Origin of the sequence: Streptomyces sp. SID14515, from assembly GCF_010548505.1 — a bacterium.
In the GTDB taxonomy this organism is placed as follows: Bacteria; Actinomycetota; Actinomycetes; order Streptomycetales; family Streptomycetaceae; genus Streptomyces; species Streptomyces caviscabies.
Map to the genome: position 1 here is coordinate 189,682 of NZ_JAAGMH010000040.1, position 21,456 is coordinate 211,137.

Below are 21,456 nucleotides of genomic sequence, written 5' to 3' on the forward strand. Positions count from 1 at the left end.
TCAGTGCTCCCGTCCGTCGGCGAGCACCCGGCGCACGATGGACAGCGCCCGGTCGATGTCCGCTTCGCGGACCCCGCAGTGGGTGACGGCGCGCAGCCGGCCGTGGCCGAGCTCCGCCAGCGCCAGCCCGTGCAGACCGACGGCCTCGACGAAGGTCTGCCAGGTGAAGCGGGGGTCGGTCACCTTGAACATGACGATGTTGGTCTGGACGGCGGCCGGGTCGACCTCGATGCCGTCGATCCCGGCGAGCCCCTCGGCCAGCCGCAGCGCGTTCGCGTGGTCGTCCTGGAGCCGGTGCAGATCGTCCAGGGCCACCAGCCCGGCCGCCGCGATCAGGCCCGCCTGCCGCATACCGCCGCCGAGCATCTTGCGGGCCCGCCGGGCCTCCGTGATGAACTCGGCGGTGCCGACGACCATCGAGCCGATCGGCGCGCCGAGCCCCTTCGAGAGGCAGAACTGCACGGAGTCCGCGTACTGCGCTATCTCGGCGACCGGCAGCCCCAGCGCGGTGGACGCGTTGAAGATCCGCGCCCCGTCGAGGTGCACCGCGACCTCGCGTTCGTGCGCGAACTCCCACACCTCCTTGAGATAGGTCTGCGGCAGCACCACACCGCCGCACCGGTTCTGGGTGTTCTCCAGGCAGATGAGCGAGGGCAGCGCGAACTGCTCGTCGTCCGGGTCGTCGGGGAAACCCCGCCGCAGATCGGACAGGAGCAGCCGGCCGTCGCTCTGGTTGGGGACCGGCTCGTACATGACGCCGGCGCAGACCGTCGCCCCGGCCGCCTCGTAGATGTAGATGTCGCTCTCCGCGCCGACCAGCATCTTCGAGCCGCGCGGGGCGTGCGTCATGATCGAGACGAGGTTCGCCATGGTGCCGCTGGGCAGCAGCAGACCGGCCTGCTTGCCGAGCAGATCGGCGGCGCGCTCCTCCAGTTCGAGGACGGTCGGGTCCTCGCCGTACACGTCGTCGCCGAGGCGGGCCTCGTTCATCGCCCGCATCATGGCGGGGGTGGGCAGGGTGAAGGTGTCGCTGCGCAGTTCAATCATCGTCGGTGCTCTCTTCGCTGCTGGTCTGTGGGTGGTGTCGGAGCGCGGGCTCTCAGGCGTCGGGGCGCAGCCGGACGTCGACGGTGCGCAGGGCCGCGTCCAGGGCGTCCGCCACCTCGGCGGAGCCGGCTCCGGCGGCGACGATGTGGCCGAGCCGGTCGTAGGCGTTCCGCGGCGGGCGTACGGCCGCGCCCTCGCGGGCGGTCACGGTGACCCGCTCGACGCCGTCCAGGGCCAGCGCCTCGTCGGCGCCGGCCACGGTCTCCAGGGTTCCGGTGCGGTCGGCCAGCAGGAACTGGATGCCCGCGTGGCCGCTCCGGTCGGCGGCGAGGTCGACGGGGAGGGCGGCGGCGGCCCTGATCTGCTGCTCCAGGAGGTCACGGCCGGTGGCCAGCCGGATCAGCTCGGGGATCATGCCCCCGGCCAGCCGCGGGTTGATCTCGATGATCGCCGGTCCGCGCCCGGTGAGCTTGACCTCGGTGTGCGTGGGGCCGGAGCGGATGCCGACGGCCTTGAGCGCCCGCCGGACGGTCTCGGTCAGCTCCTCCCGTACGGAATCGGGCAGTTCGGCCGGGAAGAGGTGCCGGGACTCGACGAAGTGGGGTGTGCCGGTGAGGTGTTTGGCGGTGACGCCGACACAGGTGGACTCGCCGTCCTCGCCGAACATCTCCACGCTGTACTCGGGGGCGTCGAGATACTCCTCGACCAGCACGGTGCGCGCGGTGGGCAGCCCTCGTACGTTGGTGTGCACGGCGAGCACCCGGGCCGCGTGGGCGACGGCCTCCTCGACCGTGGTGCACAGGAGCACGTCGTTGGAGCCGGAGTCGTCGGCGGGCTTGACCACGCACGGCAGGCCCACCGCCGCGACCGCCCCGGCGGTCTGCGCCTCGTCCGTCACCACGGCGAAGCCGGGCTGGCCGACGCCGGCCGCCGCGAGGGACTTCCGCAGCTCGGCCTTGTTGCGGCAGCGGGCGGTGGCGTCCTCGGGGTTGCCGGGCAGGCCCAGCCAGTCGGCGAGCGCGGCGACCGTGGGCACGTAGAAGTCGCTGGTCGTGGTGATCCCGGCGATCTCCTCGCGGCGGAAGTGCTCCTGGATCAGTGTGCGGAGGCCGGGCAGGTCGTTGGTGTCGCAGACCATGATCTCGCAGCCGGTGCCGTCCAGCCCGGCGTAGCGCTCCGGCTTCGAGGTGAGCAGGACGGCGGTGAGGCCCAGGACGGCGGCGGTGCGCAGCGCCTGCACCCCGGTGCCGCTGGTGTTGGCCTCGACGAACAGCAGATGGCGGCGGCGTTCCGGGCGTCCGCTCAGCTCGGCGCGGGACCAGGCGTACACCTCGGTGCCGTAGTCGACGGTGACGGGGGCCTCGGACAGCGGGAGGTCCGCCAGCCGGTGCTCCTGCCAGTAGGCGTCGCTGTAGACGGTCGTGGTGTACCGGTCGCCCCGGTCGGGGAAGATGCCCGCGATCCGGGTGCCGGGCGCGGCCCGCAGCGCGGTGTCGCGCAGCAGCCGGTAGACGGATCCGGAGGTGTTGCCCGCGAAGATCTGCTGCTCGTGGGCGAGCGCGCGGGTGGCGGTGAACGCCTCGTGGTCGTTGAGCCAGTGGACCTCGTCGATCTGGGTCCGGTCGAGGTTGTTGGGGTGCAGGCTGTTGCCGAGCCCGCTCTGTCGGCGGCCCGGGACGTCGGGCTGGTCGAAGAGGGTGCTGCCGACCGAGTCGACGCCGATGACCCGGAGGCCGGGCAGGTGCCTGCGCAGGGCGCGGGCGGTGCCGCAGAGGGAGCCGCCGCTGCCGACCGCGCCGACCAGGATGTCGATGGGGCCGAGGTCGTCGAGGATCTCGGCGGCGAGCGCCCGGTAGGCCCCGGGGTTGTCGGGGTTGCTGTACTGCTGCGGCCAGAAGGCGTCCGGCATCTCGCGCATGAGTTCGGCGAGACGGGTGAGGCGGGCGCCCTGCCAGCCGCCGTCGGTCATGGCGGGCACGACGTGCACCTCGCAGCCGAGCGCCAGCAGCTTCGCCATGGTCGTCGGGTCGGTCCGCGGGTCGGTGACGATGTGGACCGGGTGGCCGAGCGAGCGGCCGACCAGGGCCACGCCGAGCGCCATGGTGCCCGATGAGCTCTCCACGACGGGGGCGCCCGGCCGGAGCACGCCCAGCCGCCGGGCCTCGGCCACGATGTTCTTGGCCACCCGGTCCTTCATGCCGAAGGCGTTCGCGAGTTCCAGCTTGGCGTACACCTCGGTGCCCGCGGAGGCCGGCAGGTCGAGGCGGACCAGCGGTGTGTGGCCGACGGCTTCGTTCATCGAGTCGAAGATCATGTTCATGCCCCCCAGGCACGGTCGGTGTGCGAAGAACGAGCGGGTACGGGCACGGCCCGGCGGGCGCCGGAGTGCCAGGCGTCGCCCGTGCCGAGCGAGCGGTGTACGGCGGTGGCGCCGGGCAGTTCGGCGCAGGCGGCGCGCGCGGCGGCCATCTTCACGTCGAGGGCCGGGTCGTCGGCGGCGTAGAGGATGCCGAGCATGGTGCCGCTGTGCGCGCACACCACACCGAGCCCGCCCGTCGCGGCGCTGACGCGCTCCATCTCGGACAGCCGGCGGCGCGGCCGCAGCCGGGCGTTGAGCTGGGCGCTGCGGGTGGCGACCTGGCCCACGGTGGCGAGGTCGCCCGCCCGGACGGCGTCGCACAGCCGGTCCAGCAGCCGCGCGTATTCCCGCTTCTCGGCCTCCCCGGCCGGTTTCGCCGCCCGGTTGTGCACGATCGTGTCGACCTGGCCGCCCTCGTCGTGCGCGACGATCACCAGGGGCGGCAGGGCGCCGAGGGCTTCACGGAGCTCGGCCTCCCGGTGGTAGTAGGCGACGATCTCGTCGTACATCACGCCGTCGGTCGGTTCGATCTCCCGCAGGAACGACTCGATCGTCGCGGCGTCGAACTCGGTGCCGAGCGCCGCCGCCACGGCGCGCGCCGTGGCCACGAGGTCCGCCGACGAGCTGGCCATGCCCTTGCCCTCGGGCAGTTCGCTGTCCAGCTCCAGGACGCCGCCGCCCCCGTGGCCCGCCGCCGCGAGGGCGAGCCGGGCGATCCGCAGCGCCTTGCGCTTGTGCGGGGGCCAGACGACCAGCCCGCTGCTGTCGGGGAAGTGCTGGAAGGAGGCCGTGCTCCACGCGGCGACCGGGAAGGTCACCATGAAGTGCCGGTCGCTGCCCGGCAGTACCCCCTGCAGCAGTTCCCCGAAGGTCCCGAAGGCCCTGCCCGTTCCCCGTGTCGCCCCGTCCGTCTCAGACAGCACCGTGCGCGGTTCCGCTTCCATCTGCGCTCTCCCCCGTTCCCCGGGCGTTCGCCGCCCTGTCCTGCCATTCCTTGACGAGCCGCTCGCGCTCCGCGCCCTGGGCGCGCAGCGCGGCGGCCACCGCCTCCGGGTGCGCTGACCCGGAGGACTTCATACGGAGCAGCGCCTGCTCCACGTCGAAGGCGTCGCCGAGCGTCCCGGCCGGGTCGCGCAGGACCAGGCCCTCCGTCTCGGCGGCCGCCCGCAGCAGCTCCGGGTCGGTGTCGGCCGGGGCGAGCCCGGCCTCCGAGGCCGCCACGACATACCGGCCGGCGATCACCTGGGCGCGACGCCAGGGGATCTGCTCGGCGAGCGTGAGGGAGTTGGCGAGCGAGAAGCCGCCGAGGAACTCCCGGGCGCACACCCGGGCCATCCGGTCGGTGTCGAAGTCGAGATGGCGCAGGACCTCGGTGAACAGCCGCAGGGTGCTGCGCAGCGTCTCGAAGGACTGGTTGACGTACGCCCCGGCCTCCTTGGACACCTCCACGGTGTTGGAGTACGGCGTGTTCCGCTGCCCGAGGCTCGCGTCCAGGTGGAAGGAGGACAGATGGGCGCTGCGCCCGCGGATGCGCTCCAGGACCGGGAAGTTCTTCTTCTGCGGCATGGCCGAGGAGATGCCGCACAGCTCGTCGGGCAGGTCGATGAAGCCGTACTCGCTGCTGCCCCAGGCGAGCAGATCCGTGGCGAAGCGGCTCAGCGTCACCCCGAACACACCGAACTCCGCGGTGATTTCGAGCGCCCAGGCGCGGGAGGCGACGGAGGTCAGCGCGTTGGGCTGCACCCGTCCGAAGCCGAGGAGCGCGGCCAGCCGGTCGCGGTCCCAGGCCAGCTCCTGCCCCGACATGGCGCCCGCGCCGAGCGGGCACGCGTCGAGCGCCTCGTAGGTGGCGAGCAGCCGGCGCAGGGTGTGCTGGACGTGTTCGGAGAGCGCGGCCAGATGGAAGCCGGGCGTGATGATCTGGGCGGCCTGGTGGTGGGTGTAGCCGGGCATCGGCCGGTCGGCGGTACGGGCGGCCAGCGCCCGCGCGGCGGCCTCGAACTCCAGCAGGTGCTCCGCCGCCTCGACGAGCCTGGCCCGCCCGAACATCAGCTGGGCGCAGGCCTGGAGGTCGTTGCGGCTGCGGTCGACGTGCCAGGCCGGGACGGGGGCGGAGAGCCCGGACTCCACATGGCGTTCGAGGGCGAACGCGATGTCGGACATGGTCGACTGCCGGTTGGCCGCGAGGACGTCCTTCGTCGCGCCGGCCAGCAGGCCGTCGAGCTCGGCCGCCTGTGCGGGGGTGACGAGCTCCATGCGGGCGTACTCGGCGACGAGCGCCCGCTCGATCCGTACGTAGAACGGCAGGAGGTGCTCGGACTCGTAGCGGAACTGCGGATCGAGGATCTCCTCGCGCAGCAGGGCGCTGGGGCCGCTCGCGATGCGGCCGGTGAGTGCGGTGGTGTGCGGTGTGTTCACAGGGGTGCCCCTCAGACCGTTTCGGGATGGTGCTCGGGGATGACCCGCACCGATCGGACGTCGGACAGGAGCAGGACGACCGCGGAGAGCAGGACGCCGACCGCGCCGAGCAGCAGCGTCTGCTGGGTGCCGATCCAGCCGCCGAGGAGGCCGCCGGCGAGGGCGCCGACCGGCGTGATGCCCATGACGATCATGCGGATCGAGGCGTTCATCCGGCCCAGCAGCCGGTCGGGCGTGAGCGCCGTGCGCAGGCTGCGCTGGTTGACGTTGTAGACGATCACCATGGCGGCGTCGATGAAGTACATGACGACGATCAGGAGCGCGGCGACGACCTTGGGCAGCAGGGTGGCCACCGGGATCAGCAGGGCCGTGACCCCCGCGAGGCCGAGCGAGAAGACCATGGCGCGGCCGACGCCCAGCCAGTTGCTCGCCCGCTCCGCGATGAGCGCGCCGACCAGGGCGCCCGCCCCGGACGAGGCGAAGACCAGGCCGATGTAGAAGGGTTCGAGCCCCAGGGTCCGGGTGATGAAGATCAGGAACACCGGCTCGATGACCAGGGTGAACAGGTTGAACAGCAGGGTCGCGGTGACCAGGGTGCGGATCACCCGGTTCCGCAGGATCGGCTCCGCGCCCTCGACGATGTCCCGCCAGATGCTCCGCGGTGCGGGCCCCTCCTCGGACACGACCGGGGCCGGCTTCTCCTCCCGGTGGGTGATGAGGCCGGTGAAGACCGCCGATACGAGGTACGTCACCGCGTTGATGATCACCGCGAACGGGGCGGAGATGATCTGGAGCAGCGCCCCGCCGACGGCGTTTCCGCCGATGTCCGATGCGGAGCTGCTCAGTTCGAGCTTGCTGTTGCCGTCGACCAGATGCCTGCGGTCGATGAGCAGCGGCAGATAGGAGGAGCTGCCGATGTCGGACACCACGGTGCAGGCGCCGATCAGCAGGGACACGATGAGCAGCAGCGGGAAGGTGAGGAAGTCACCCGCCCAGGCCGCCGGAATGATCAGCAGCAGCACCGCGCGCAGCACGTCGGTCAGGATGAGGATGGGCCGCTTGGGACTGCGGTCCAGCCAGACGCCGACGAACAGGCTGATGAAGAGGTACGGCAGCGTCTCCGACGCGACCAGGACACCCATCTCGAACGGGGTCGCCGAGAGGGAGACGGCCGCGATCAGCGGGACCGCCACGGCGGTGACCTTGGATCCGAACAGCGAGGCGGTCAGCCCGAGCCACAGGTTCCGGAAGTCCGCATGCCGCCACAGACTCGATTTCTTCTCCGTCACCGGTCCAGCCCTTCGCCCATGATCTTTTCCATGTCCTTCGCCGTCTCCCGGATGTGCGCGCCGCGCACGATCCCGTAGTGGTCGGTGTCGAGTTCACGCACGACGAGTGGTCCTCGGACCGCTTGCGCCCAGGCCCGCGCGGAGCCGAGCCGCGCCCCGTCCGTGCTCTGGTAGAAGTGCACGGCTCCCCGGTGGGCGGGGGGCCGGTAGGCCGCGGCGGCGAGCGTGTTCGCCCGGAACACCGCGTAGTGGCGGGCGAGTTCACCGGGGGTGAGCCCGGCTCCCGCGTCCTGCCGGATCAGCTCGTCCCGGACGGCCCGCAGCCCGTCCTCCTCGCGCCCGGCGGCCTGTGCGGCGGCCAGGGACGCGGCCAGCGGCTCCGGCATACCGAGTCCGGCGGACCTGAGGAGGTCTTCGGCGAAGTCGGCGAGCAGGGTGTCGGGGGCGCCGCCCGTACCGGGGAAACCGGTGTCCAGCAGGGCCAGCAGCGCGACGTCCTCGCCCTGTTCGGTGAGCGTGTGGGCCATCTCGTACGCCACCAGACCGCCGAACGACCAGCCGCCGAGCCGGTAGGGGCCGGCCGGCTGGACCTCACGGACGGCTCGCAGCCCGAGGTCGGCCAGCTCCCGCACGCTCGCCGCCGGCGGTGTTCCCGGGGTCAGTCCGGGGGCGGGCAGACCGTGGACGGGCCGGCCGGTCCCGAGTACGGCGGCGGCCTCCCGGTAGCACAGGACGCCTCCGCCGACCGGGTGGACGAGGAACAGCGGGGGCCGCCCGCCGCCGCCCGCGAGGGGCACGGCCGCGCCGGGGCGGCCGTCCGTACCGCGCCCGTCGCGCAGCAGGGCGGCCTGCCGGGCGACCGTCGGGTTCGCCAGGACGGCCGAGACGCCGAGAGCGGTGCCGTACGCCGCGTTGATCCGGGAGATCAGGCGCAGGGCCAGCAGGGAGTGGCCGCCCGCCTCGAAGAAGTCGTCGTGGATCCCGAGCCCGCTCCGCCCCAGCAGCTCGGCCCAGATCTCCAGCAGCCGCCTCTCCCGGGCGTCGCGCGGCGGCGCGGCGGGAGCGGCCCCGGCCGGGGCCGCGGCCGGGTCGGGCAGCCGCTTGCGGTCCAGCTTGCCGCTGTGCGTCAGCGGCATCGCGGCCAGCGGGGACCAGGCGGTGGGCACCATGTAGGCGGGCAGGGCGGTCGCCAGATGGGCGGCGAGCGAGGCCGGTTCGGGGGCGGCGCCGGGAGCCGGCACGTAGTAGGCGGCCAGCCGGTCCTCGCGCAGCAGCACCGCGCACTCCGCCACCGACGGGTGGGCCGAGAGGACGGCCTCGATCTCGCCGAGCTCGATACGGAAGCCGCGCAGCTTGATCTGCGCGTCGGTCCGGCCGCGGTACTCCAGCGCGCCGCCGGGCAGCCGCCGGACGAGGTCGCCGGTGCGGTAGAGCCGCCGGGTCACTCCTCGGCCGTCGGTGTGCCGGACGAAGCTCGCCCCGGTCAGATCGGGCCGCCGGTGGTAGCCGTCGGCGAGCTGGACGCCGCCGAGATACAGCTCGCCGGTCACGCCCTGCGGGACGGGCAGCCCGTGCCGGTCCAGGACGTGCAGTTCGGTGTTGGCGACCGGCCGGCCGATGGGCACGACGCCGGAGCCGTCGTCGACGCACGTCCAGTGGGTGACGTCGACGGCCGCCTCGGTCGGCCCGTACAGATTGTGCAGCTCGGCGGAGAACCGGGCCAGGAACCGTTCCTGGAGGTCGTACGGGAGGGCCTCGCCGCTGCAGACGACCCGGGTCAGACCCGTGCACCCGGCCGTGGCCGGGTCCTCCACGAACGCCTGGAGCATGGAGGGCACGAAGTGCGCCGTGGTGACGGACTCCGCCTCGATCAGCGCCGCGAGGTACGCCGGATCGCGGTGCCCGCCGGGCTTCGCGACGACGAGGACGCCGCCCGCTAGCAGGGGCCAGAACAGCTCCCAGACCGATACGTCGAACGTGGTGGGCGTCTTGTGCAGCACCGGTTCGCCCGGCCGCAGGCCGTACGCGCGCTGCATCCACAGGAGCCGGTTGGCGATCGCCCGGTGAGAGACCACCACGCCCTTGGGCTTCCCGGTCGAGCCCGAGGTGAAGATCATGTACGCGGGGTCGGCGGGCCCGGAGGCGGCGCAGGTCTTCTCGCCGGGGGCCGTGGTCCCGGTGTCGCCGGGCCGTACGACCTCGACGCCGGGCCCGGTGATCTTCGCGTCCCAGGGGGCCGCCGAGATCACCAGGGAGATGCCCGCGTCGTCCAGGATGCCGCGCAGGCGCTGCTCGGGGTGGTCCGGGTCGAGCGGGACGTAGGCGGCGCCGGACTTCAGCACCGCGAGCAGCAGCACGGGAAGCTCCAGGCAGCGCTCCACCAGGACCGCCACGAAGCGACCCGGACCCGCGCCCCGCGCCCGCAGCCGGGCCGCCAACAGGTCTGCCCGCTCGTCCAGTTCGCGGTAGCTGAGGGTGTGACCGTCGTACCGCACGGCCGGGGCGTCCGGCGTGCGCCGGACCTGCTCCTCGACCAGGGTGTGCAGCACATGGGGGCGGTCGAACACCTCGGCGGTGGCGTTCGCCTCCGCCAGGGCGCGGTGCTCCGCCGGGGAGAGCAGATCGGCGCTCTCGTAGCGGGCCTCCGGGTCGGTGGCCAGCGCGGCGAGCGCGGCGGCGTAGTAGCCGTGCGCCCGCTCGACGCTCTCCGCGTCGAAGCGGGTGGCGTCGTGGCGCAGCCCGAGCCCGAGCGCGCCGTCGGTGCCGTCGCGGAAGAACTCGGCGCCGAAGGGGAAGTTGGTGTGCGCGATCCCGCGCTCGTCGAGCACCCGCACCGGCGACCCGCCGGGCGCCTCGGACCCTTCCGGCACCGCCGAGACCGACGCCTCGACGTGGAAGTGGGTGTAGTTGAAGAACGCCTCGAAGAGCTCGGACGTCCCGGCCTCCCGCACGATCTCGGCGAGCGGGAACCTGCGGTGCCGCTGGATCGCCAGATCCAGTTCCGCGGTGTCCCGCACCAGGTCGGCCCAGGTGCCGCCGGTCAGCCGGGCGCGGACGGGCAGCGTGTTGAGGAAGACGCCGAGGGCCAGATCGCCGTCGCGCTCCTCGCTGCGCCCGCCCAGGACCGCGCCGGTGACGACGTCGTCGGTCCCGGTCAGCAGCGACAGCACACGCAGATGCGCGGCGAGCAGCACGGTCCGCAACGGAACCCCGAGGTCGCGGGCGAGCGCGGTGAGGCCCCGGTGCACCGCATCGGGCACCGGCCGCTCGTCGATCTCCATGACCGGACGGGCCGACTCCCGGGCGGCGGCGGGGGTGCCGGGCAGCCGGGTGAGCGTCGAACCGGCGAGCCGGTCCGCCCAGAAGCGGCGGCTCTCCTCGTCGGCGGTCGCCTCGCGCTCCAGGCGTACGTAGGAGGCGAAGCGGGCGGCCGGCGGGGGCGCGGTCTCCGGTGCGGCGCCGGCGAGCCCCCGGCCGTAGCCGAGGAGCAGTTCGGCGAAGAGGGAGCGCTCGCTCCAGCCGTCGAGGATCGCGTGGTGCTCGCTGATGAACAGCTGGAGGGTGTCGTCCGTGCGGCGCTGCACATGGAAGCGGATCAGGGGCGCCGTCAGCGGGTCGAACGGCGCGGCACGCTCCCGCTCGAACCTGCGGTCCGCCGCCGCGTCCAGCTCCGCCGCGGTCAGCCCGCGCAGATCCTCGAACGTCAGCGGCAGCGGCACCCGCTCCCACACCAGCTGCATCGGCTCGTCGAAGCGGCTCAGGTCGAAGGAGGTCCGCAGGATCTCGTGCCGCCGCAGCAGGCCGGCGACCGTGTCGCGCCAGGACCGCTCGCAGAAACCGGCCTCCAGGCGGTACGTGGAGACGTTGTGGTACTCCGTGCCCGCGCCGGACAGGTCGCTGTGGAAGAGCATCCCGCCCTGGAGCCGGGTCATCGGGTACGCGTCGGTGACGCCGTCCGGCACCCGCGCCCGGTCGGCGGCCGGGAGCAGCGAGAACGGTCGGTACGTACGCCGGTCGGCGGGCTCCTCGGGGGTGCGGGCGACGGCGGCGAGCGAGCGCACGGTCTGGTGGGTCATCAGATCGGTGAAGCCGATCTCCAGCCCCGCCTCGCGCGCCAGCGACAGCAACCGGATGGAGCGGATGGAGTCGCCTCCGAGCGCGAAGTAGTTGTCGTCCACGCCCACCCGCTCCACGCCCAGGGCGCGTGCCCACACCGAGGCCAGCGTCTCCTCGGCCGGGGTGCTCGGTGCGGTGAACTCCGCCTCGCGGTCGGCCGTTCGGGCCGCCGGGTCGGGGAGCTTCGCCCGGTCCACCTTGCCGTTGGCGGTGAGCGGGAACTCCGGCAGCACCGTGAAGGTGGACGGGATCATGTAGCCGGGGAGCCGGCGGGCCGCGTGGCCGCGCAGGGCCTCGGGGTCCGGCTCCGCGCCGCGCGCGGTGACGTACGCGGCGAGCGCGGCGTGCCCTTCCGTGTCGGTGTGCAGCACCACGACGGCCTCATGGACGCCCTCGTGCTCGGTGAGGGCCGACTCCACCTCGCCCAGCTCCACCCGGAAGCCGCGCAGCTGGATCTGCGAGTCGATCCGGCCGCCGTACTCCAGGTCGCCGTCGGGCAGCCGGCGGGCCAGGTCGCCGGTGCGGTAGAGCCGCTCGCCGGAGCCGGCGGGGGCGAAGGGGTGGGGGACGAAGCGTTCGCCGGTCAGTTCGGGCCGGTTGAGATAGCCGTCGGCCAGGCCGCTCCCGCCGACGTACAGCTCGCCCGTCACCCCGGGCGGCACGGGCGAGCCGTGCCGGTCCAGGACGTACAGCTGGAGGTCGTCGATGGGCTCGCCGATGACGCTGCCGGCGCCGGCCCGCAGGTCCTCCAGGGTGATCGGGCGGTAGGTGACGTGCACGGTCGTCTCGGTGATGCCGTACATGTTGACCAGCCGGGGCGTGACGTCGCCGTGCCGGGCGAACCAGTCGCGCAGGGCGTGCGGATCGAGCGCCTCACCGCCGAAGATCACCTGACGCAGGGCGAGTTCGCCCGCCGGTGAGCCCGGCGCGCCCTGACCCTTCCCGGCTTCCTCGGCTTCCTCGGCGCGGATCAGCTGGTAGAAGGCGGAGGGCGTCTGGTTGAGCACCGTGACCCGCTGCTCGCGCAACAGCCGCAGGAACGCGGCCGGTTCGCGGCTCGTCTCGTACGGCACGATGACGAGCCGGCCACCGTGGGCGAGTGCTCCCCACAGCTCCCAGACCGAGAAGTCGAAGGCGTAGCTGTGGAACAGCGTCCACACGTCCTGCTCGCCGAACCCGAACCAGCGGTCGGTGGAGGTGAACAGCCGACTGATGTTGCGGTGCGGGATCAGCACGCCCTTGGGGCGGCCGGTTGACCCCGAGGTGTAGATGACGTACGCGAGGTCGTCGGGGCCCGCACCGTCGGCCGGAGGACCCGTCGGACCGTCCTCGGCCGTGTCCGCGCCCGTGTCCTCGGCGTCCAGGACGTCCCCGTCGAACCCCTCCCACCACCGCTGAACCCCGCCCCCGGTGAGGATCGTGCGCAGCCCGGAGTCCTCGACCATGTGGCGCAGCCGCTCCACGGGATAGGCGGGGTCCAGGGGTACGTAGGCGCCGCCGGCCTTCAGGACGGCGAGGAGCCCGGTCACCAGGGCGGCGGACCGCTCCATGCTCAGGCCGACCAGGGTGCCCGGTCCGACGCCGTGGGCGCGCAGCCGGTGGGCGAGGCGGTCCGCGCGGGCGTCCAGTTCCGCGTAGCGAATCGTGGTGTCGCCGTCGACCAGGGCCACCGCGTCGGGCGTCCGGGCGGCCCACCGGGCGAAGCGCTCGTGGACCGGCTCCGGGCGGGCGTCGGTGCGGCCGGGGGCCGGCGGCGGGGCCAGCTCCGCGTACTGCGCGTCGGACAGCATCCGCAGCGAGGACACCGGGGCGTCCGGGTGCGTGACGATCTCCTCGATCAGCCGCCCGTAGTGCTCGGCCAGCGCCCCGACGATCCGGTCGTCGAACAGGTCCGTGCGGTACTCGAAGACGCCCGAAGCGCCGCCGTCCGCGGTCTCCGCCACATCGAGGGTCAGGTCGAACTTGGCGGTGCCGGAGTCCACGGGCACGGGCCGGGCGGTGATCCCCGGCAGCCGCAGCTCCTCGTCACCGGTCTCGTTCATGCCGAACATCACCTGGAAGAGCGGTGAGGCGTCGGCGGCGCGGTCCGGGTTCTTCATCCGGACCAGCTCCTCGAAGGGGAGGTCCTGATGTCCCTGGGCCGCCAGCACCCGGTCGCGTACCTGCCCGAGGAGTTCGCGGAACGTCGGGTCCGCCGACAGATCGGCGCGGAACACCGTGGTGTTGATGAACAGCCCCACCGTGTCGGCGAATTCGTCGCGGTGACGTCCGGCGATCGGGGTGCCGACGACGATGTCGTCGCGTCCGGTGTAGCGGCTCAGCAGGATGTCGAAGGCGGCGAGCAGGCCCATGAAGAACGTGGCGTTCGCGTCGGCGCACAGCTCGCGCAGCCGCCGGGCCGCCGAGGGCAGCGGAAAGACGAGGTCGGCTCCGGCGCCGCGCGCTACCGGCGTGGCGGCGCTGCCGTTCCCGGCCGGTGCTTCCGTGCTCGGCGGACGGGTCACGGGCAGCCGCAGGACGGGCAGTTCGCCCGCGAGCTCCGCCTCCCAGTGCTCCCGCTGCCGCTTCGCCTGCGGGCTCTCCAGCCACTCGTCCTGCCAGGCGGAGTAGTCCGCGTACTGGAACTCCGGCTCCTCGGGTGCCGCCGTGTCCTCGCCGTTCACCAGGGCGGTGTACGTCGCGGTGAACTCGCGGAGCAGGATCTTCGTCGACCAGCCGTCCGCGACGATGTGGTGCATGCCGAGCAGCAGCACCGCGTCCCGGTCGCCGACGCGCAGCAGACCGGCCCGGAACAGCGGGCCCTCGGCCAGGTCGAACGGGCGGGCCGCCTCGTCCCGTGTCCAGGCCTCGGCCGCGGCCTCCGGGTCCTCGGCGTCGCGGGCGTCGTACTCCCGCCACTCGAAGCCGGCGTCGGGGCTGATCAGCTGGAACAGCTCGCCCTCACGGGCCGCGAACGTGGTGCGCAGGGCCTCGTGCCGCTGGACGAGAGCCTCGGCGGCCCCGCGCAGGGCCCGGCTGTCCACCGCACCCTCCAGCCGGTGGAAGAGCGGCAGGTGGTACGTCGGCGCGTCCCCGGCCAGCTGCTGCAGGAAGTACATGCGGTGCTGTGCCCGCGAAGCGCGGAACTCATAGAATTCCGGTTCGGCTGCTCCAGGCAGTCCGGTCGTCACGACGTCCCCATCCTCGATGTCCTTCGATGCCCGGCGGCTCGCACGGCCGCCCGTCCACTCACTCGTCCCGCCCGGCCCGCTGCTCCGGATCGGCGCCGGCCCGCTGTTCCGGATCGAGACCCGGTCAGCGCCGGCTTCGGCGCGGCTCAGCGCAGGAGTTCGAGCAGGGAACGCATCTCGTCCACGCTCATGCCGCTGATCTTTTCCCTGAGGTTCCGGTCCACCTCGTCGGCGAAGTCCCGCAGCACCGGCCGGTCGAACACGGTGCGCAGCGGCAGCTCCAGGCCGAAGCGGTCGCGGAGCCGACCGGTCACCCGGGTGGCCAGGAGCGAATGGCCGCCCAGGTCGAAGAAGGTGTCGTCCGCGCCGACCGACCCGACCTCCAGCACCTCGCACCAGATCTCGCCGACGGCCCGCTGGACCGGCCCGTCGAGAGCGGCCCGTTCGCCCTGCCCGGCGCTCATGTCCTCCGCAGGGTCGGGCAGTTGGTGGCGGTCGGTCTTGCCGTTGGCGTTGAGCGGCAGCCGGTCCATGACGACCAGGAACGGCGGTCGCATGTGGTCCGGGAGCCACTCGGCCAGATGCGCCCGCAGCGACTCCACGGTCGGCGCGCCGTCCTGCCCGCCGCCCGCCACGTAACCGCTGAGCCGGTACTGCCCGGAGGGCGTGCGCCGGGCGACCACCACGGCGTCCCGCACCTGGGGGTGGTCGCGGAGCACCGACTCGATCTCGCCGAGCTCGACGCGCATGCCGCGGACCTTGATCTGGTGGTCGTTGCGGCCGACGAACTTGATCGAGCCGTCCGGGCGCAGATAGCCCTGGTCGCCGGTGCGGTACAGCCGCTCCCCGGTGCCGAAGGGGCTGGCCACGAACGCCTGGGCGGTCTTCACCGGGTCGTTGAGGTAGCCGCGGGCCAGACCGGCGCCGCCGATGTACAGGTCTCCGGTGACCCCGACGGGCAGCGGGGCGTAGGCCGCGTCGAGGACATGGACGGTGTTGTTGTCGAAGGGCGTACCGACGCTCACCGCACCGGTGTCCTCGGCGTCGGCGGCCGCACACGTACGGATGGTGGAGTCGATGGACACCTCGGTGGCGCCCCAGGTGTTGTGCAGGGCCCCGGGCATGGTCTCGTGGAAGCGCCGTACGGACGCGGGGGTGAGGGCCTCGCCGCTGGAGACCGTGTTGCGCAGGGAGCCGAGCGCGATCCGCTCTTCCGGGGTGATCTGGTCCATCAGCAGGTTGAGCATGCTGGGCACGGTCTGGAGGAGGACCGTCCGGTAGGTCGTGGCGGCGGCCAGGACCGCCTGCGGGTCGCGGTGGAGGCCCGGCCCGATCAGCGCGATGCGGCCGCCGTACATCAGTGGCCAGAAGAGTTCGAGCGCCGAGTCGTCGAAGGTGAGCGTCGTCTTGTGCAGGACGGTCTCGCCCGGACGCAGGGCGTGCTGCTTCTGCATCCAGACCATCCGGTTGACCCAGCCCCCGTGGGCGCTGGCGACGCCCTTGGGCGCCCCGGTCGAGCCGGAGGTGTAGTACACCGACACCAGGTTCTCCGGGTGCACGGCGACGGCGGGCCGGTGCGCGGGGCAGCCCGCGAGGGTCTCCCGGTCCGCGTCGACGCGGACCACATGGGCCGCCTCGGGGGCCCGGTCCGCCTGGTGGCCGAGGGTGAGGCAGACCTCCGCCCGGGCGTCCGCCATGATCTGGGTCAGCCGCTGGCGGGGAGCCTCCGGGTCCAGGGGCAGATAGCCGGCCCCCGCCTTGAGGACGGCGAGGAGCGACACGACCAGCTCCGTCGACCGGTCCATGCACACACCGACCACGTCGTCGGGCCCGACGCCGAGCCGCCCCAGGTGGTGGGCGAGGCGGTTGGCGCGCGCGTCCAGCTCCGCGTAGGTGAGCTCGGCGTCCTCGTGGACCACGGCGACGGCGTCCGGGGAGGCGTCCACCCGGTCCTCGATGAGCTCGTGCAGGGCCCGGTCGGCGGGGAAGGCCACGGTGGTGTCGTTCCAGGCCGCCAGCCGGTCCAGCTCGGCCGGGGTGCAGAGCCGGTGCCGGGCGAGGCCCGCGCGGGGGGCGTCGAGGACCTGGTCGAGCAGGCCGAGGAAGTGGGTGACCAGGCGTTCGGCGGTGGCCCGCTCGTAGAGGTCGGTGCTGAACTCCAGGTCGCAGGCGAACGATCCGTCCCGCTGCCGCGCCATGAAGAGCGTCAGGTCGAAGCGCGAGGTCGCGCCGGTCGCCCGGGCCGGTTCGGTCTCCAGGCCGTCGAGGCGGAGGGTGAGGTCCTCCCCCTCCTGATAGGCGAAGACCGTCTGCACGAGCGGCGCGTGGCTGGTGACGCCCTGGAGGCCGAGCCGCTGCACGATCTGCTCGAACGGCACGTCCTGGTGGTCCAGCGCGCCCAGGCAGGTGGCGCTCACCCGGCGCAGGAAGTCCTCGAAGGTGTCGTGGTCCCGGTGACGGGAGCGTACGGGGACGGTGTTGACGAAGAAGCCGACGAGCCGGTCCACGTCGGGGTGGTGCCGGCCCGCGACCGGGGTGCCGACGACGAGGTCGCGCTGTCCGGAGTACTTGTGCAGGGTCGTCAGGAAGGTGGTGAGCAGCCACGCGTAGACCGTGACGTCGTGCCGGCGGCTCGCCTCGGCCACCCGGTCGCCGAGCTCCGGCTCCAGCGTGAACAGGACGTGGTCGCCGTCGTAGGACTGGGCCGCCGGGCGCGGGCGGTCGGTCGGGAAGGCCGACAGCTCCGGGGCGCCGGCCAGCTCGGACTCCCAGTAAGCCAGCTGCCGTTCCCCGGCCCCGCCGTCCAGCCAGGCGCGCTGCCGCACCGCGAAGTCCGCGTAGTCCAGGGGAAGTTCCGGCAGTCCGGGGGAGCGTCCGGCGAGTGCCGCCGTGTAGCCGTCGGCCAGCTCGTCGAGGATCAGGGTGGTGGACCAGCCGTCGGTGACGGTGTGGTGGAAGGTGAGCTGCAGAAAGGCGTCGTGCTCGGCGACCCGGTACAGCGTGGCCCGGAACAGCGGGGCCGCCGCCAGGTCGAAGGGGGTGGCGATGTCCGCCCGGATGAGGCGTTCGGCGACCGCCACGGGGTCGGCCGCGCCACCGCGCAGATCCTCGATGCGCAGCTCGGCGTGGAGCGAGGGCTCGATCCGCTGTACGGGCCGGTCCCCGTCCAGGTGCAGGGCGGTGCGCAGGACGGCGTGACGGTCCACCAGGCCCTGCAGCGCGGTCCGCAGCGCCGCCGGGTCGAGCGCGCCGCGCAGCCGGTGGACGAGCGGTTCGTTGTAGGCGGCGGAGTCCGGGTCGAGCTGGTGCAGCAGCCAGAGCCGCTCCTGGGCGTGGGACAGCGGAAGGCCTTCGCGACCCGCGGCGCCCCGGCCGGAGGAGTCGGAAGGGCCGGAGGCGGCCGCCGGACCGGACAGGTCGGACAGGTCCGACAGGCTCGCCGGGTCGATGAGGTCGACGAGCAGCACGGCCAGCTTGGCGGGGCTCCGCTGCTCGAAGATCCAGGCGAGCGGCACCTCGCCCGTCGCCTTCGACCGGATCCGCATCGCGGCGCGCGCGGCGAGGATGGAATCACCGCCGGATGCGAAGAAATCGTCGTCGCGCGCGAACTCGGAGAGGCCGAGGGCATTCCCGAACACGTCCGAGAGCCAGGCCTCTACTTTTTCCTGAGATTCACTGCGCGAAGACACGTCTACCCCGACCCCAAAGAGAGAGTTCATCGATCCTGCCGACTTATCCGTATGTCTGCGTCGGCATGACTTGATCCTGCACTTCGCGACGGAGGAAAGGGGCGGCGGCGGTGGCTCACATACCTGCATGACAGCAACATGAGCGCCCGGCATATCGGAAGGCAATGGATCAAATCGGACAGTGATTGTCCGGCGGCCTGTGATCCCCGGGGCGAATCACATGTTCCGTTCGGAGCCCTCCGATATATTTGCCCACCATGGATCCATTGAGTGAAAAAGCCATCCGGAATTCCTTTGTGAACTGCACCAAGGGGGAGGCGTCCCGGCTGCGTCTCCCGCTCGGCTTCGGCGAGCTGGCCTGGGAGGACCTGGACTTCCTCGGCTGGGTCGACCCCGGCGCACTGCTGCGGTCGCATGTCGTCATGCCGGGCCCCGACGGGCCGCGCGGAATCACCCTGCGCGTTTCCAGTGCCGCCCGGAAGAGCGCGGTGAAGTCCAGCATGTGCCAGATATGTCTGACCGGGCATTCGTCGTCCGGCGTGAATCTCTTCGTCGCACCGCTGGCCGGACCGTCGGGCCGGCAGGGCAATACCGTGGGCATCTATGTGTGCGCGGACCTCGCCTGCTCCCTGTACATGCGCGGGAAGCGGCAGCCCAAGCTGCGATTCAGCCAGTACGAGGAATCGCTCACGCTCGACGAGCGCATCGCGCGGGCGATGGACAACCTCACCAAATTCGCGGACAAGGTGGCCGGGATCGCCTGAGGAACGGGACCGCCCGAGGAACCGGAAACGCCGAATGCCCGCCACCTTCCGGGTGGCGGGCGTTTTCGTCGGGCCGGGGTCAGCGGCCGGCGTTCTCCATGGCGTCCACGAGGCTCTGCGGTCGCATGTCCGTCCAGGTCTCCTCGATGTACGCCAGGCACTTCTTCCGGTCGGCGGCGCCGAACGCCTGCGTCCAGCCGGCGGGCACCTCGACGTGGCCGGGCCACAGCGAGTGCTGGTTCTCGGCGTTCACCAGCACGTAGTACGTACCCTCGGCGTCCTCGAAGGGGTTGCTCACAGCCTGTTCCTTTCGTCTGGGCGGTCGGATCCGCGGCGGCGGATCTGCTGAGGCGGATCTGCTGAGGCGGATCCGCGGGACGGATCGGTGGGACGGATCGGTGGGACGGATCGGTGGGACGGATCGGTGGGTCAGGCCGCCCGGCCCCGGCCGGTGTCCGCGACGCCCCAGCCGGTGTCCTTGGCGATCGTCCGGGCGCCCGGCGTTCCCCAGCCGGTGTCCTTGGCGATCGTCCTGGCGGCCGGCGCACCCCAGCCGGTGTCGTCGTTCGTGCCGCGGCTCTCGGCGGCGGCGACGGAAACCCCCGCGACGCCGACGACGGCGAGTGCGCAGACGACTCTGACGGCCTGAATGAGGTGCCTCATGATGCGGTGTCCTTACCTGCTCGTACGAGAGAGGCGCAGTCGGCGCCGCTCTGCACCCCCCGTGGGCACACCGCCACACTGCCAGCCCGACGTCGGCACATGGCTGGTTCCGGTGGGCCATAAAGTTGCATGTCAGGTTGATGATCGCTGGACAGATCGGGATGAAAGGCCGAGATATGGAATTGCCGGAACTTTCGGGCGCCGTAGAGCCTTCGGCCGACACTCCCCAGGCCGTCTACCGGTTCGCCCTGCGCCAGACGGCCGTCACCGCCGCCGATGTGGCGGCCGCCCTCGCCCTCGGCGTCGAGGCCGCCGAGGACCACTGCGCGCAGCTCGCGGCCCTCGGGCTGCTGGCCGAGGACACCCGCACCTCCCCCACCGTCTTCCGGGCCGTCGACCCGGAGACCGCCGGGGAGCGGGTGCTCGGCCCGCTGGAACGGGTCATCCGCACCCGACGCCAGGAGCTGGAGAGCGTGCGGTCCCGGCTCGTGGAGTTCAGCCGCGTCTACGAGGAGCAGCCGGTGCGGACCGACACCCGGGGCACCGTGGAGTTCCTGGCCTCCCTCAGCAGTACGCGCGCGGCGATCGTCGAGCTCGCGGCGAAGTGCGAGTCCGAGGTGCTGACCGCGCAGCCCGGCGGCGGCCGGCGCGCCGAGGTCCTGGAGGAGGCCATCTCCCGGGACGAGGCGATGCTGCGGAGCGGCGTCCGGATGCGCACCCTCTACCAGCACACCGCCCGCTTCAGCCAGGGCACCCGTGAGTACGTCGACCGGGTCTCGCGGATGGGCGCGGAGGTCCGCACGCTCGACGACCAGTTCATCCGGGTGCTGCTCTTCGACCGCAAGGCGGCCGTCATCGGAGTGGAGAGCGATCCCGGCTCCGCCATCATCGTGCGCGAGCCCAACCTCATCCACTTCATCGCCAAGACCTTCGACCTGTGGTGGCTCAACGCCGCGCCCTTCCCCCTGGAGTGGAGCAACCAGGAGGTCGCCGACATCGCCGACCAGCTGAAGCAGCGCATCGCCCTGCTCCTCAGCGAAGGGCTCACCGACCAGACGATCGCCAAGCGCATGGGCATGTCCGTCCGCACCTGCCGTCGTCACATCGCCGAGATCATGGAACGTCTCGGCGCCAAGAGTCGTTTCCAGGCGGGCTGCCTGCTGAGCGCCCGCACGGACGTCTTCGCCGCCCCCGAGGCGCCCGAGACCCCCGCGGACCGCTGAGCTCGGTGGTCCCGGACCCCGATCTCGTACGATCCGGAACTGTCTCGCTGCCTCCGGGGGCCGAGTTCCGGGGTCACCAGGCACACTTCATACGTAAACAGTCGAGCCACAAAAAGGACTCAGGCATGATCACGTTGACGAAGGAAGACGGCCCGGCGGACCTGGGCGGGGTGACCCACCTGTCCATCGGGGCGTCCTGGGACCCGACGGTCGGCAGCAGTGGCGGTCTGATGGGGAAGATCAAGCAGAAGGCCGGCACGGACCTCGACCTGATCGCCATCGCGCTGCAGGGCGGCGACCCGGTGCGGCTGGCCGGCCTGGACTCCCTGGACCCGCTGGGCAACGGCTCGCTGGTGCACAGCGGCGACAACCAGACGGGTCACGGGGACGGCGACGACGAGACGGTGACCGTCGAGTTCGCCAAGATTCCTTCGAACATCACGTCGATCGTCTTCATCGCCGCCGCGTACAAGAAGCGCAGCGCGTTCAAGAACGCGCGCAACATCAGCTTCAAGGTGTACGACGCGACGGGCGGCAGCACGCAGCAGGTGGCCGACATCTGGCCGAGCATGCTCACCCAGGACAACGGCGTCGCCGTGGCCAAGGCGATCCGCGAGGGCGCGGGCTGGAAGCTCCAGGTGATCAACGAGACCGGGAAGATCAAGCAGGGCGACGAGCAGGCTCTGATGCGCTTCGCCGTGAGCCGATAGTCACCGGC

Annotated in this window: 12 protein-coding genes; 3 read left to right on the forward strand and 9 right to left on the reverse strand. The window is 72.3% G+C overall.

From position 1 onward, the window contains the following. The 7 genes from ltaE to G3I54_RS08205 all read right to left on the reverse strand — a co-directional run bounded on the left by ltaE (window position 1) and on the right by G3I54_RS08205 (window position 18,037). Entirely contained in the window at window positions 1-1,047 is a 1,047-nt protein-coding gene (gene ltaE / locus G3I54_RS08175; protein ID WP_164612520.1) for a low-specificity L-threonine aldolase, read from the reverse strand. Between the two features lie 52 nt (window positions 1,048-1,099). Then, window positions 1,100-3,367, reverse strand: coding sequence for a pyridoxal-phosphate dependent enzyme (locus G3I54_RS08180; RefSeq protein ID WP_239144282.1), 2,268 nt, complete (start codon window positions 3,365-3,367; stop codon window positions 1,100-1,102). Further along, window positions 3,364-4,350: a kinase gene (locus tag G3I54_RS08185; RefSeq protein WP_164612522.1), complete on the reverse strand. Its 987-nt coding sequence runs from the start codon at window positions 4,348-4,350 to the stop codon at window positions 3,364-3,366. Before G3I54_RS08185 ends, G3I54_RS08180 begins: the two co-directional genes overlap by 4 nt. Then, window positions 4,319-5,824, reverse strand: a complete 1,506-nt coding sequence (locus tag G3I54_RS08190) for a lyase family protein (protein WP_343240288.1) — start codon at window positions 5,822-5,824, stop codon at window positions 4,319-4,321. The genes G3I54_RS08185 and G3I54_RS08190 overlap by 32 nt, the downstream gene beginning before the upstream one ends. 11 nt (window positions 5,825-5,835) lie before the next feature. Continuing rightward, on the reverse strand, window positions 5,836-7,113 hold the full coding sequence (locus tag G3I54_RS08195; protein WP_164612524.1) for an MFS transporter: 1,278 nt from the start codon (window positions 7,111-7,113) through the stop codon (window positions 5,836-5,838). Continuing rightward, complete coding sequence (locus G3I54_RS08200) at window positions 7,110-14,399, reverse strand: amino acid adenylation domain-containing protein (RefSeq protein WP_343240289.1); 7,290 nt, start codon at window positions 14,397-14,399, stop codon at window positions 7,110-7,112. Before G3I54_RS08200 ends, G3I54_RS08195 begins: the two co-directional genes overlap by 4 nt. A 146-nt stretch (window positions 14,400-14,545) precedes the next feature. Beyond that, window positions 14,546-18,037, reverse strand: coding sequence for a non-ribosomal peptide synthetase (locus G3I54_RS08205; protein ID WP_164612529.1), 3,492 nt, complete (start codon window positions 18,035-18,037; stop codon window positions 14,546-14,548). Window positions 18,038-18,345: 308 nt separating this feature from the next. Between G3I54_RS08205 and G3I54_RS08210 the strand changes: the two genes are divergently transcribed. After that, on the forward strand, window positions 18,346-18,852 hold the full coding sequence (locus G3I54_RS08210; protein WP_086777761.1) for an FBP domain-containing protein: 507 nt from the start codon (window positions 18,346-18,348) through the stop codon (window positions 18,850-18,852). Between the two features lie 79 nt (window positions 18,853-18,931). Here G3I54_RS08210 and G3I54_RS39375 read toward each other — a convergent pair whose 3' ends face one another. Both G3I54_RS39375 and G3I54_RS39380 read right to left on the reverse strand, forming a co-directional pair. Beyond that, entirely contained in the window at window positions 18,932-19,150 is a 219-nt protein-coding gene (locus G3I54_RS39375; RefSeq protein ID WP_164612531.1) for an MbtH family protein, read from the reverse strand. Window positions 19,151-19,281: 131 nt separating this feature from the next. After that, complete coding sequence (locus G3I54_RS39380) at window positions 19,282-19,515, reverse strand: hypothetical protein (protein ID WP_164612533.1); 234 nt, start codon at window positions 19,513-19,515, stop codon at window positions 19,282-19,284. A 176-nt stretch (window positions 19,516-19,691) separates the two neighbouring features. On the opposite strand from G3I54_RS39380, the gene G3I54_RS08225 reads away from it, so the two are divergent. Next, window positions 19,692-20,738, forward strand: a complete 1,047-nt coding sequence (locus tag G3I54_RS08225) for a helix-turn-helix transcriptional regulator (protein WP_164612535.1) — start codon at window positions 19,692-19,694, stop codon at window positions 20,736-20,738. Between the two features lie 125 nt (window positions 20,739-20,863). Further along, complete coding sequence (locus G3I54_RS08230) at window positions 20,864-21,448, forward strand: TerD family protein (RefSeq protein ID WP_030077175.1); 585 nt, start codon at window positions 20,864-20,866, stop codon at window positions 21,446-21,448. The last annotated feature ends 8 nt before the right edge of the window (window positions 21,449-21,456 follow it).

Bases quoted from the DNA above. Each gene is read 5' to 3' on its own strand.
- G3I54_RS08210 (WP_086777761.1), top strand. From the start codon at position 18,346: ATGGATCCATTGAGTGAAAAAGCCATCCGGAATTCCTTTGTGAACTGC.
- G3I54_RS08180 (WP_239144282.1), bottom strand. From the start codon at position 3,367: ATGAACATGATCTTCGACTCGATGAACGAAGCCGTCGGCCACACACCG.
- G3I54_RS08225 (WP_164612535.1), top strand. From the start codon at position 19,692: ATGGAATTGCCGGAACTTTCGGGCGCCGTAGAGCCTTCGGCCGACACT.
- G3I54_RS08230 (WP_030077175.1), top strand. From the start codon at position 20,864: ATGATCACGTTGACGAAGGAAGACGGCCCGGCGGACCTGGGCGGGGTG.
- ltaE (WP_164612520.1), bottom strand. From the start codon at position 1,047: ATGATTGAACTGCGCAGCGACACCTTCACCCTGCCCACCCCCGCCATG.
- G3I54_RS39380 (WP_164612533.1), bottom strand. From the start codon at position 19,515: ATGAGGCACCTCATTCAGGCCGTCAGAGTCGTCTGCGCACTCGCCGTC.
- G3I54_RS08185 (WP_164612522.1), bottom strand. From the start codon at position 4,350: ATGGAAGCGGAACCGCGCACGGTGCTGTCTGAGACGGACGGGGCGACA.